At 75.5% G+C, this 12212-nt stretch carries 12 protein-coding genes; 9 read left to right on the forward strand and 3 right to left on the reverse strand.

The features are described from left to right. Nucleotides 1-78: 78 nt before the first annotated feature. The gene (locus OG556_RS16880; protein ID WP_371517760.1) at nucleotides 79-720 is read left to right on the forward strand and encodes a TetR/AcrR family transcriptional regulator; all 642 of its coding nucleotides are present in this window, start codon (nucleotides 79-81) and stop codon (nucleotides 718-720) included. Here OG556_RS16880 and OG556_RS16885 read toward each other — a convergent pair. Both OG556_RS16885 and OG556_RS16890 read right to left on the reverse strand, forming a co-directional pair. After that, the gene (locus OG556_RS16885) at nucleotides 717-2069 is read right to left on the reverse strand and encodes an amidase (protein ID WP_371517761.1); all 1353 of its coding nucleotides are present in this window, start codon (nucleotides 2067-2069) and stop codon (nucleotides 717-719) included. The genes OG556_RS16880 and OG556_RS16885 overlap by 4 nt on opposite strands. 39 nt (nucleotides 2070-2108) lie before the next feature. Then, a complete protein-coding gene (locus tag OG556_RS16890; RefSeq protein ID WP_363368038.1) occupies nucleotides 2109-2339 on the reverse strand; it encodes a hypothetical protein in 231 nt (76 codons plus the stop codon). A gap of 208 nt (nucleotides 2340-2547) precedes the next feature. Here OG556_RS16890 and OG556_RS16895 point away from each other — a divergent pair, with 208 nt between their 5' ends. Next, nucleotides 2548-3558 (forward strand): LAETG motif-containing sortase-dependent surface protein, encoded by a 1011-nt coding sequence (locus OG556_RS16895; protein ID WP_371517762.1) that lies wholly within the window; start codon nucleotides 2548-2550, stop codon nucleotides 3556-3558. Nucleotides 3559-3660: 102 nt separating this feature from the next. Here OG556_RS16895 and OG556_RS16900 read toward each other — a convergent pair whose 3' ends face one another. After that, the gene (locus OG556_RS16900; protein WP_371517763.1) at nucleotides 3661-4296 is read right to left on the reverse strand and encodes an ATP-binding protein; all 636 of its coding nucleotides are present in this window, start codon (nucleotides 4294-4296) and stop codon (nucleotides 3661-3663) included. 229 nt (nucleotides 4297-4525) lie between these two features. Between OG556_RS16900 and OG556_RS16905 the strand changes: the two genes are divergently transcribed. The 7 genes from OG556_RS16905 (at nucleotide 4526) to pheA (ending at nucleotide 12069) form a co-directional block, all read left to right on the forward strand. Beyond that, nucleotides 4526-5356 carry a hypothetical protein gene (locus OG556_RS16905; RefSeq protein ID WP_371517765.1) on the forward strand — a complete coding sequence of 277 codons (831 nt, stop codon included), beginning with the start codon at nucleotides 4526-4528 and terminating at the stop codon, nucleotides 5354-5356. A 224-nt stretch (nucleotides 5357-5580) separates the two neighbouring features. After that, nucleotides 5581-6336 (forward strand): YcnI family protein, encoded by a 756-nt coding sequence (locus tag OG556_RS16910; RefSeq protein WP_371517766.1) that lies wholly within the window; start codon nucleotides 5581-5583, stop codon nucleotides 6334-6336. 79 nt (nucleotides 6337-6415) lie between these two features. Further along, the gene (locus OG556_RS16915; RefSeq protein ID WP_371517767.1) at nucleotides 6416-7084 is read left to right on the forward strand and encodes an SCO family protein; all 669 of its coding nucleotides are present in this window, start codon (nucleotides 6416-6418) and stop codon (nucleotides 7082-7084) included. After that, nucleotides 7081-7602, forward strand: coding sequence for a copper chaperone PCu(A)C (locus OG556_RS16920; RefSeq protein WP_371517768.1), 522 nt, complete (start codon nucleotides 7081-7083; stop codon nucleotides 7600-7602). The genes OG556_RS16915 and OG556_RS16920 overlap by 4 nt, the downstream gene beginning before the upstream one ends. A 14-nt stretch (nucleotides 7603-7616) precedes the next feature. Beyond that, a complete protein-coding gene (locus OG556_RS16925) occupies nucleotides 7617-9650 on the forward strand; it encodes a FixH family protein (protein ID WP_371517769.1) in 2034 nt (677 codons plus the stop codon). Between the two features lie 5 nt (nucleotides 9651-9655). Next, nucleotides 9656-11008, forward strand: a complete 1353-nt coding sequence (gene efeB, locus OG556_RS16930; RefSeq protein WP_371517771.1) for an iron uptake transporter deferrochelatase/peroxidase subunit — start codon at nucleotides 9656-9658, stop codon at nucleotides 11006-11008. Nucleotides 11009-11133: 125 nt separating this feature from the next. Then, nucleotides 11134-12069 (forward strand): prephenate dehydratase, encoded by a 936-nt coding sequence (gene pheA / locus OG556_RS16935; RefSeq protein ID WP_363581480.1) that lies wholly within the window; start codon nucleotides 11134-11136, stop codon nucleotides 12067-12069. Nucleotides 12070-12212: the final 143 nt, after the last annotated feature.

The following is a 12212-nucleotide window of genomic DNA, read 5'->3' on the forward strand; positions in this document are numbered from 1 at the left end:
ACCCCCGGGCTACCCTGGCGGCACGCACCGCGACGGCGACGGTGACAGCGGCGACGACGACGAGAACTGAGGTGGCCGATGGCCGGATCGACCACGGACGGACGGGTCCTGCGCGGCGAGGAGACCCGCCGGGCGGTGCTGCACCGCGCCGTCGCGATCGCCTCCGTCGAAGGCCTCGGCGCGCTCTCCATCGGGCGCCTCGCCACCGACCTCGGGCTCAGCAAGAGCGGCGTGTTCGCCGGCTTCGGCTCCAAGGAGGAGCTCCAGCTCGCCACCGTCCGCGCCGCCCGCCGCATCTTCGCCGACGCCGTCGTCGCCCCGGTCGCCGACACCCCGCCCGGCCTCGCCCGGGCCCGCGCCCTCTGCGAGAGCTGGCTCGCCTACTCCCGGGCCCGGATCTTCCCCGGCGGCTGCTTCTTCTACGAGGTCACCGCCGAGTTCGACGCCCGCCCCGGCGCCGTCCGGGACGCCCTGGCCGACTGCGCCCGCGAGTGGCGCCAGGTGATCTCCGACGCCCTCGCCGAGGCCCGCGCCACCGGCGGCCTGCGGCCCGGCACCGACCTCGACGACCTCGCCTTCGCCCTGATCGCCCTCCTGGAGACGGCCAACTCCCAGGCCGTGCTGCACGACGAGGACGTTCCCTACCAGCGGGCCGGCCGCCTCCTGTTGCGCCTGCTCCGCGCCGAGGCCACCGACCCGGCCGACCCGGCGCTCGCCTAGGCGGCTTCTAAGCTTCCGCCCAGCGCCTCTTCCAGGAAAGCCGCCTGGGCCAGCAGCCGCTCGTCGCCGCCCGGCGCGCCCACCACCTGGAGTCCCAGCGGCAACCCCTCCGCCGTCCGCCCGGCCGGCAGGCTCAGCGCGGGCAGGCCCAGGTAGCTCCACGGCAGCGACATCACCGGGTCCCCGGTGGTGTGCAAGCCCTCCGGCGCCCCGCCGGTCGCCGACGGCGCCAGCCACAGGTCCACCCCGGCCTCGGCGGTCGCCCGGGCGACCCGCTCGCGCAACCGGTCCCGGGCCTGCAGCGCGGCCGCCCGGTCCTCTGCCGCGACGCCCTGGCCGACCCGGATGCTCGCCGCCGTCTCCGGCCGGTACAGGCCGCCGAACCGGGCGAACCAGTCGGCGTGACTGCGGGCCAGCTCGAAGCGGTTGACCGTCTGCAACTGCCGGGCGATCCCGGCGAAGTCCGGGAACAGCGGCACCCGGCGCACCGTCAGGCCTGCCTGCGCCAAGCGCTCCAGGGTCTCCTCGAAGGCGCGCAGCGCCGCCGGCTCGGCCCGGTCCAGGTACGCCCCGTCCGGGACCCCGAGCACCGGCCGGCCCCCGGCCGCCGGCCCGCCGCGCCAGTCGTCGCCTTGCCACTCGTCGCCCCGCCAGTCGTCGCAGAGCAGTGCGGCCGCCAGGGCCGCCCCGGCCAGGTCGGCCGTGAACACCCCGAGGGTGTCGAAGCTCGGCGCGTTCGGGATCACCCCGGCCGTCGGGATCCGCCCGTACGTGGGCCGGAAGCCCACCACCCCGCAGTACGCGGCCGGCCGGATCACCGACCCCACCGTCTGGGTGCCGACCGCCAGCGGCACCAGCCCCGCCGCGACCGCCGCCGCCGACCCGCTGCTGGAACCGCCCGGGGTGTGCCCGGGATGGTGCGGGTTGCGGGTCGGTCCAGGCGCGCTCGCCGCGAACTCGGCGGTCACCGTCTTGCCGGCGACCAGTGCCCCGGCCGCCCGCAGCCGGTCCACCACCACGGCCTGCGGCCCCGCCAGGACGCCCGGCGGCAACGCCGAACCGCCGTGCGTGCGCAGCCCGTCCACGTGCACGATGTCCTTGACCCCCACCGTCACCCCGTACAGCGGCGGCCGCCCGGCCGGCTCGGGGTGCCGCGCGGCCAGCGCCCGCGCCTGCGCGCGCAGCCGGTCGTGCCGCCCCGGCTCCGGGACGAACGCGTGGATCAGCGGATCCACCCGCTCGACCAGCGCGCAGAACCGGTCGACGTGCTCGGACAGGTCCGGTGCGCCGGACCGCAGCCCGACGGCCTCACGGGTCAACGACCGCGGCCGGGCGAGGGGTTGCTCCATGCCGATCACGGTAGACCACCCGTTGGCGCACCGGACGCACTACTGGTGTTCGGCCGACAGGTACGGCGTCTCGCGCAGGTAGTACGCCCCGCAGGTGTGGCAGCACAGCTCCGGTGTCTTGCCCCAGTCCACCGGCTCCCGCACCTGCGCGCCCGGGTCGAGCTCCCGGCCGCACATCGCCACGCTCTCCACCCCCCGGACCATGTGCCACAACCGCACCCCGCCGGTCGCACCCCCGGCCCCGTACTCGGCTCGCATCTGGTGCTTCATGCGGCCATCGTCCGACCCCCCGGCCACCCCGGCAACCGGTGGCCGAACGGGCGTGCCGGGCAGCATCGATCACTTAGCGCCAAATCTGATCGAAACAAGCCACCCGCAACCGGTAGGGTTCGCGGGCGCGACCAGCGCCGGCGGCCCTGCCGGAGGCCTCAAGTCGCCCGAAATCAACCCCATTTACCCCAATCTGGAGCTTCTCAACGTGCGCTCTTCTCGCCTTCTGGCCGCGTCCGCGCTGATGGCGCTCTCCTTCGGCACCACGGTCGGCGCCGTCAGCGCGAGTGCGGTCGGAGTCCCCTCCTCCCCGCCCCCCACCTCCACCACGGCCACCCCGAGCGCCCCCGCGCCGAGCACCCCGGCCCCGAGCACCACCCCGAGCGCCCCGGCGCCGACCACTTCGGCGCCCACCACCCCGGCCCCGACCACCTCGGCGCCCACCGGCAAGCCCACGAACCTGCCGACCCCGCCGATGCCGACGCCCAGCGGCGGACCCTGCCGCGGCGGCCTGCACCAGGACCTCAAGGTCACCGGCACCGGCCTCGCGAAGACCACCCTGGTCAAGGGCGGCGCGGCGCAGGAGGCCACGGTGACCTTCGAGAACACGGGCCCGGTCGACCTCAAGAAGGTCGACGTCGACTTCTTCTTCACCGACGTGAGCGAGGTGGAGCCGGTGATCAACCCGATCATCTGGGGCAAGGAGTCGTTCACCATCCAGGTCAAGCTGCCCGGTGGAGACTGGAAGACCCCCGCCGCGAGCAGCATCAAGGGCGACATGTCCTACCTCCAGGTGGACCTCGGCGAGTACAAGATCGCCAAGGGGCAGAAGATCACCTTCCAGGTGCGTCTCGCGGCCACCGACAAGGCCGTGACCGCCCGCTACTTCGCCCAGCTGAGCGGCTACTCCGAGCAGTTCGAGGCCAAGGATGTGCCGGGCGCCCCCGCCACCGACAGCTGCCTCCGGTACGACGGCAGCTACCGGGTCGACGACCTGTTCAAGGTGACCGACGCGTCCGCCGCCACGCCGACTGCCGGCACCCCCGCGGCCGCCGGCCACGGTTCGGCCTCCGCCTCGCCGTCGGCGGGCCCGCACCTGGCCGAGACCGGTGCCGACTCCAACACCCTGCCGATCGCCCTCGGCGGCGCCGCCGTCCTGGCGGCCGGCGCCGGCACCGTGTTCGTCCTGCGCCGCCGCAAGGCCGGCGCGCACAGCTGACCCTGCACCCGGGTGAACGCCGGGGGCGCGGACCGTGGTCCGCGCCCCCGGCGTTCGTCGTATCAGTTCGTCGTATCAGCGCGTCGTCATCGGTTCGCCGTGTCAGGACGCCCGCAGCAGGGCCCCGTCCTGCCACTTGAGGATCTTGTCGAAGCTCACGATGGCGCCCCGGAGCGGGTGGTTGCGGAGCTGGACGTGGTCGGTGAGGGCGTGGATGAGGAAGAGGCCCCGGCCGGATTCGGCGGTGAGGTCCGGGAGGGTGTCGAGGTCCACGGGGCGCAGCGTGGGCGCAGCGGGGCGGGCGGGGAGGACGTGGGTGTCGTAGGGGTGGCCGTCGCGCCGGGGCTGGTGGCCGGTGAGGACGCGGGCCGGGACGGTGGCGCGGCCGCGGCGGGGGCGGCGGTGCGCGGCCGGGCGGGGCGGCGGCGGGGGGACGGGGCGGCGGCGCAGCACCGGGGCGGGGGTGCCGACGGGGCCGGGCAGGCCGGGGCCGGAGTCGGTGACCTCGATCCGCAGGCGGTCGCCGCTGATCGAGGCGGTGACCTGGAAGCCGTCGTCGGGCCGCCCGCAGGCGCCGTGCTCGACGGCGTTGGCGCAGGCCTCGCTGAGGGCGACGCCGAGGTCGTGGGCGATCTGCGGGTCGACGCCCGCCGTCGCCATGGCACCGAGCAGGATGCGCCGGGCCAGCGGGACGCTGGCCGGGTCGCGCTTGAGGTGCAGAGTCCACCAGATGTCCACGGGAGGTCCCTCCTGGCTGCGGCTCCACATACAACTAGGTATCTCCGGGCGATTCGGCGGTGAACCGTGCCCGGGGCCCGCTGCCGCCCGTTCGGCGGATGGACTGAGGCCGTGGATTGTGCCGAGTGGCGCACTCTCCGGCCTGCACGCCGCTGCCGAACGGGGCATTCGTAGGGATTTCCCACCCTGCCCACGCGGGCGAGGTAGGCGGTGAGATGATGTCCCGGCCATGACTGCCCTCCCCGCCGCCCCGCTCCCGGGCGCCCTCGCACCGGATGCGCCGGTGGGGGCCGCCGCCTGGGACCTGCGGCTTGCCCGGGCCGTCCCGTTCGCCCTGGTGTGCACGCTGATAGCGGCCGCCGGGCATGCCCTGGCGGGTGGCGGGAACGTGCCGCCGACCGCGTTGGCGACGGGCTTCGCCGCGGTGCTGGTGCTCGCGGTGGCCTGCGGTGGGCGGGAGCGTTCGCTGACGGCCATCGCCGGTGCGCTGGGCGCGGGGCAGCTCGGGCTGCACTGCCTGTTCCACGGCTTCAACGGCCACGCCGCGATCGGCGGCATGGCCGGCATGCACCACGGCGGCTCCGGTCCGCTGACCCTGCCGACCGTGGCGGGCCGGCTGATCTGCAACGAGGCGCGCCCCGGCACGCTGGCCGGCCTGCCCGGAAGCCCGACCGCCGAGCAGTTGGTCTCCTCGGCGGGCCTGGACCCGAACGCGTACGCCGTCGCCCCGTGGTGGCAGGGCGGCGTGTTCGGGATGACGCCGTCGATGCTGGCCGGGCACCTGGCCGCCGCGCTGGTGGCGGGCTGGTGGCTGCGGCGCGGTGAGGCGGCGCTGTGGCGGCTGGTGCGGGTGACCGCGTCGGCGGCCCGGGAGCACTGGGCGGCGCCGCTGCGGTCGGCGCTGGTGCTGGTGGCGGCGCTGCTGCGCGGCCTGTTCGGCGCGGCCGGTCCGGCCCGCCCCTTCGGTGTCCGGGACGGGGAGAGTCCGCTTCCGGCGGGTGCCGCGCTGCGGCACAGCGTGGTGCGGCGCGGTCCGCCGCGCGGGGCCTTCGCGTACTGATCCGGCTCCTGGCGCCCCGTTCGTGTCGGGCCCCGGTCGTGCGCAGCGTCCCGGGCCGGTCCCGCGTGTCCCCGACATCCCGTGTGTCCCCGACACGCCGACGGCCCCCGGTTCCGCCCCCACACGTCCCCAGCACGTCCCCACGCGCGGCCCCGCCGAGGCACGGTCTTCCCGTCGCCCGGACGCGGGCCGGTCCGCCGAGCTCCGATCGGAGACACCGCATCATGCGTTCCCTTCCCACCCGCCGTCTCGCCGCCGTCGCCCTCACCGCCGCCGCCTCCGTGGTGGCGCTGGCCGGTCCCGCGTTCGCGCACGTCACCGTGAACCCGGGTGCGGCCGCCCAGGGCGGCTACACGGCCGTCGACTTCCGGGTGCCGAACGAGAGCGACGCCGCCGGCACGGTGAAGCTGGAGGTCAACCTCCCGCTGGACCACCCGCTGGCCTCCGTCCGCACCCTGCCGCTGCCGGGCTGGACCGCGGCCGTCGAGAAGGCGAAGCTCGACAAGCCGATCAAGGTGCACGGCAGCGACGTCAACGAGGCCGTCTCCAAGATCACCTGGACCGCCGACGCCGGCACCAAGATCGCCCCCGGTCAGTTCCAGGAGTTCCGGGTCTCGCTCGGCCCGCTGCCGTCCGACGCCGACAGCATGGTCTTCAAGACCCTGCAGACCTACGACAACGGCGACATCGTCCGCTGGATCGACGAGTCCAAGGACGGCCAGCCCGAGCCGGCCCACCCGGCCCCCGTCCTGAAGCTCACCAAGGCCGCCGCCGGTGAGGACGCCCACGGTGGCGTCACCGCCTCCCCCTCCGCGGGCGCCCACGGCGACAGCGCCGACCACGCCGCGGCCCCGGCCGACGCCAAGTCCAGCGACTCCACCGCCCGGGTGCTCGGCGTGGTCGGCATCGTGGTCGGCGTGATCGGCACCGCCGTCGGCGTGCTCGGCCTGCGCCGCCGGAACAGCGGCTCCGCCTCCTGACCCACCCCGCCGGCGGGGCCGTACCCACGCCCCGGGTACGGTCCCGCCGGCGGTCCCACCCCGCACGATCGGATCTCCCATGCTCCGCACCACCCGCACCACCCGCCTGGCCGGCGCGGCCGCCGTCGCGCTCGCCGCCGCCCTGACGCTGACCGCCTGCGGCTCCTCGGGGGGCGGCTCGGCCCCCGCCAAGGTCACCAAGCAGAAGTCCGACTCGCCGTACCAGGGCACGGTGCTCACCAAGAACTTCGAGAAGCCCGACCTCCAGCTGACCGACACCTCCGGCCAGCCGTACGACCTGCGGCAGCAGACCAACGGCAAGACCACGCTGCTGTTCTTCGGCTACACCAGCTGCCCGGACGTCTGCCCGACCACCATGGGCGACATCGGCGTCGCGATGAAGGCGCTCCCGGCCGAGGAGCGGCAGAAGGTCAACGTCGTCTTCGTCTCCACCGACCCGCAGCGCGACACCCCCAAGGTGCTGCGCACCTGGCTGGACTCGATGGGCAGCGACTTCATAGGCCTGACCGGCGACCTGGCCAAGGTGAAGACGGCCGCCAAGTCGCTCGGCATCCTGATCGAGGACCCGGTGGTCAACGCGGACGGCACCGTCACCTCGACCCACGGCGCGCAGGTGCTGGCCTTCCTCCCCTCGGACGACAAGGCGCACGTGCTCTACCTGAGCGGCACCGAGGAGAAGACCTACGAGCACGACCTGCCGCTGCTCGCCAAGGGGGTCGCGGCATGAAGGCCCCGACCGGCCACGCCCCGGCCGGCCGCGCGACCCTCGGCTTCCGGCGGACGGCGCTCACGGGCGCGGTACTGGCGACGGCCCTGGGCGGCGGCGCCATCCTGGTCGCCTGCGGAGCAGGCGGTCAGGGCGGTGCCGGCGGCGGGGCGGCGAAGCTGAGCGTCGCCGACTCCTACATCCCGCTGCCCCCGGCCGGCGGGATGGCCGCCGGCTACCTGACCGTCCGCAACGACGGCGGGCAGGACCAGCTGGTCAAGGTGAGCAGCCCGGGCGCCGAGTCCGTCACGATGCACCGCTCGACCCCGTCGAGCATGGAGCAGGTCCCGAGCCTGGACGTGCCCGCGCACGGCGCGTTGGAGTTCGCCCGCGGCGGCACCCACCTGATGATCATGGGGTGGCAGAAGGCCCCCGCCCTCGGCGACGAGCTGGAGCTCGACCTGACCTTCGCCAAGTCCGGCACCCTGTCGGTCAAGGTGCCGGTCAAGGAGCTCACCTACCGCCCCGGCCAGAGTTAAGGGGACCCGCCAGCATGGAGAAGGCCGCCCACCGCCGCATCGCCGGACTGCTCGGGACGCTCGGCGCGCTGCTCGCGCTGATGCTCGCCGGCGCCGGACCGGCCGCCGCGCACGCCACCCTGGAGTCCACCGACCCGCACCAGAACTCGGTGGTCGCCACCGCCCCGCAGGCGGTCACGCTGACCTTCAGCGAGTCCGTGTCACTGTCCAGCGACTCGGTGCGGGTGCTCGACCCGGCCGGCAAGGCGGTGGACACCGGCAACCCCGGGCACGCCGACGGCAAGGCGGACACCGCCCGGGTCGGCCTGAACAGCGGGCTCGCCAACGGCACGTACACCGTCGCCTGGCGGGCCGTCTCGGAGGACTCGCACCCGATCGGCGGCGCGTTCACCTTCTCCATCGGCGCGCCCTCGGACACCTCGGTGTCCGCCACCGCGCTCCAGGGGGCCAAGGCCGACGGCCTGGTCTCCGCCCTCTACGGCACCGGGCGCACCGTCGCGTACGCGGCGTTCGCGCTGCTCGCCGGCGTCGCCGCGTTCGTACTGATCTGCTGGCCGGAGGGCGCCACCCGGCGCCGGATGCAGCGGCTGCTGATGACCGGCTGGGCGGCGCTGCTGACCTCCACCGTCGCGGTGCTGATGCTGCGCGGCCCGTACGAGCGCGGTTCGGGGATCGGCAAGGCCCTCGACCTGTCGCTGGTGCGCGCCACCCTGGACGAGCGGATCGGCACCGCGCTGGCCGCCCGGCTGCTGCTGCTCGCGGCGAGCGGGGTGTTCCTGTCGCTGCTGGTCGGCCAGTTGGGGCAGCCGGCCCGGCCGGCGGCGCAGCCCGGCGGCGCCGGGACCACGGGGACCGGCGGAAGCGCGGGGAGCGCCGGAAGCACGGGCGACGAGGAAGCCGAGGAGGCCGAGCTGCGGGAACTGGAGCAGCGCGTCGCCGAGCGGCCGCAGCGCGAGGCCCGGCTGGGCCTCGGCGTCGCCGGGCTGGTGCTCTCGATCGCCCTGGCGGCGACCTGGGTCGGCGCCGACCACGCCTCGGTCGGCATCCAGGTCTGGCTGTCGCTGCCGCTCGGCATGCTGCACCTGATCGCGATGGCGCTCTGGTTGGGCGGCCTGGCCGCGCTGCTGGTCGCGCTGCGCGAGGGGGTCGGCGCGCAGGTCGTCGACCGCTTCTCGAAGGTCGCCTTCGGCTCGGTCGCGGTGCTGGCCGCCACCGGCGTCTACCAGTCCTGGCGCGGCCTCGGCAGCTGGGGCGCGCTGACCGGCACCGAGTACGGGCGGCTGCTGCTGGTGAAGACCGGCTGCGTGGCCGTGATGCTCGGCGCCGCCTGGTTCTCCCGCACCTGGCTGGCCCGGCTGCGCGCGGCCCCGGCCGAGGCGGCGGAGGTCGAGCCGGCCGCTGTGCCGGAGCCGGTCGGCGTCGCCGCCGCACACTCCGAGGACCCGCTCCGGCAGGCCCAGCTGGCCCGCCAGCAGGCGGCCCGGGAGAGCGCCGGGCGCGAGCGCGGACTGACCCCGACCCGGGCCGGGCTGCGCCGCTCGGTGCTGGTCGAGGCGCTGGTCGCGGTGGCGGTGCTGGTGGTCACCACGATGCTCACCAACTCCCCGCCCGGGCGGGTGGCGAGCGAGGTCAAGGCCGGTGCCGTCGCGCCCGCCGCCGGGCCGGCCGCCGGGGGCGCGCCCGCCCCGCAGACCGAGCCGGGCCGCACCGTGGAGCTCAAGCTCCCGTACGACACCAAGGGCCGCACCCCGAACGCCAAGGGGACGGCGACCGTCACCCTCAACCCGGCCCGGACCGGTTCGAACGAGGTGCACCTGGCGCTGACCGGCGCGGACGGGCAGCCGGTGGACGTCCCCGAGGTGCAGCTCGCCTTCACCCTGCCGGACCGCGACCTCGGCCCGCTGCCGGTGGCGCTCACCCCGGAGGGCACCGGCCGCTGGAGCGGCACCGCGCAGCTGCCGCTGGCCGGCACCTGGGTGGTGTCGGTGCAGATCCGCTCCTCCGACATCGACCAGACCACCCCGACCCAGCAGTTCAAGATCGGCTGACCGCGATGGAGCACACCTCGACGGACCGCACCCCGGCGGACCGGGCCACGGCGGACCAGGCCCCGACGGACCGGGCCACGGTGCCGAGGCCCGCAGCACCGGGTGCGCAGGCGCCCGGCCGGGCCGGCTTCACCCGGCGGGCCCTGCTCGGCACCGCCGGCGCCGGGCTGCTGGCCGGCGCCGGAGCCGGCGTCGCCGGGGCGGTCGCCCTGGACCGCCACCCCGGCGCAGGGCCCGCCGCCGGGCCGGGCGGCGCGCTCGGCACGGCCCGGGTGCCGTTCCACGGCGAGCACCAGGCCGGCATCCTCGAACCCCAGCAGGCCCGGGTCCAGCTGGCCGCCTTCGACCTGGCCGAGGGCGCCGGGCGGGACGGGCTGCGCACCCTGCTCCAGCGCTGGACGAGGACCGCCGAGCGGCTGACCGCCGGGGAGCCTGCCGAGGACGCCGACAACCAGGTGGCGCTGGACGCCGGCCCCTGCTCGCTCACCCTCACCGTCGGCTTCGGCGCCGCCCTGTTCGACAAGGCCGGGCTGGCCGACCGCCGCCCGCAGGCGCTCGAACCGCTGCCGCCCTTCCCCGCCGACGCGCTCGACCCGGCGCGCGGCGACGGCGACCTGTTCGTCCAGATCGGCGCCGACGACGCCCTGGTGGCCGTGCACGCGCTGCGGGTGCTGCAGCGCCAGGCGGCCGGCACGGCGGCGCTGCGCTGGCAGTCGGCCGGCTTCGCCCGTACGCCCGGTGCCACCGCGCGCCCGATGACCGGCCGCAACCTGATGGGCCAGATCGACGGCACCAACAACCCCCGGCCGGACGAGGACGGCTTCGCCGCCAAGGTGTTCTGCACCGCCGGACCGGACCAGCCGGCCTGGCTCGCCGGCGGCTCGTACCTGGTGTTCCGGCGGATCCGGATGCTGCTGGACAACTGGGAGGCGCTGCCGACCGACCGGCAGGAGCGGGTGATCGGGCGGCGCAAGTCGGACGGCGCGCCGCTCGGCGCACCCGCCGGGGCCGGCGAGCGCACCCCCGTCGACCTGGCCGCGCAGGGCCCGGACGGCGCGCTGGCGATCCCCGCCGACGCGCACGTCCGGGTGGCCGCACCGGCCGCCAACGGCGGGGCGGCGATGCTGCGGCGCGGGTTCTCGTACCACGACGGCCTGCTGCCCGACGGCTCGCCGGACGCCGGACTGCTCTTCCTCGCCTTCCAGGCCGACCCGCGCAAGGGCTTCACCCCGGTGCAGCGCAAGCTGGCCCGGGGGGACGGCCTCTCCCGCTTCCTGCGGCACGAGGCCAGCGGCCTGTACGCGGTGCCGCCGGGCGTCCCGGCCGGCGGCCACCTCGGCCAGCAGCTCTTCGAGTAGCACGCCCGCGGCGGTCTCCGGTCCCGGCCACTGAAACGCTTTCCTGGCCGGCGGGCGGAGTCGTTATGGTGACTTCTTCGGCAACACCCCTGCCCCGGTTCCCCCCTGTTCCCCACGGAGGCGTCATGTCGGCCACCCGCTACACCTACCTCGGCCCGGCCGGCACCTTCACCGAGGCGGCGCTGCGCACCCTGCCCGAGGCCGCGACCCGGGAACTGGTGCCGCTGGCCTCGGTGCCGCTGGTGCTGGACGCGGTGCGCGGCGGGGACGCCTCCGGGGCGTTCGTCCCGATCGAGAACTCGGTCGAGGGCGCCGTCACCGCGACCAACGACGAACTCGCCGCCGGCGCACCGCTGATGATCTACCGTGAGGTGCTGCTGCCGATCTCCTTCGCGCTGCTGGTGCGGCCGGGCACCGACCTGGCGGGGGTCAAGACGGTGACCAGCCACCCGGTGGCCCAGGCGCAGGTGCGCCGCTGGCTGGCGGCCAACCTGCCGGACGCGCAGTGGGAGTCGGCCGCCTCCAACGCGGACGGCGCCCGGCTGGTCGCCGAGGGCCGCTACGACGGGGCGTTCGCGGGCGAGTTCGCGGCGCCGATCTACGGGCTGGACCCGCTGGTCAAGGACATCGCGGACGCGCAGACCGCGACCACCCGGTTCGTCCTGGTCGGCCGCCCGGGCCGGGTCTCCTCGCCGACCGGCGCGGACAAGACCTCGATGGTGGTCTGGCTGCCGGACGACCACCCGGGCGCGCTGCTGGAGCTGCTCCAGGAGTTCGCGGTGCGCGGGGTCAACCTGATGCGGATCGAGTCGCGGCCGACCGGCGAGGGCATCGGCAACTACTGCTTCCTGATCGACTGCGAGGGGCACCTGTCCGAGCGCCGGGTGGCGGAGGCCCTGATGGGGCTGAAGCGGATCAGCCCGCAGGTGCGGTTCCTCGGCTCCTATCCGCGCGCCGACCGGCAGGTCTCCACGCACCGGCGGCCGGGCACCTCGGACGACGATTTCACGGCCGCCGCCGACTGGCTCTCCCGGTGCCTCGACGGGCGCGGCGACATCTGATCCACGCGAGGGCACCGCGCCGGCACCGCGAGGGCACCGCGACAACATCTGATCGATGCCCTTTGTCTTTCCGCCCTTTTCCGATCGTTTTCTCCCGGCCGGACGGAAGGGGGAGGGTGACCGCACCCGTCGTCCACAGGGGC

Origin of the sequence: Kitasatospora sp. NBC_01300 (assembly GCF_041435235.1) — a bacterium.
Taxonomy (GTDB): Bacteria; Actinomycetota; Actinomycetes; order Streptomycetales; family Streptomycetaceae; genus Kitasatospora.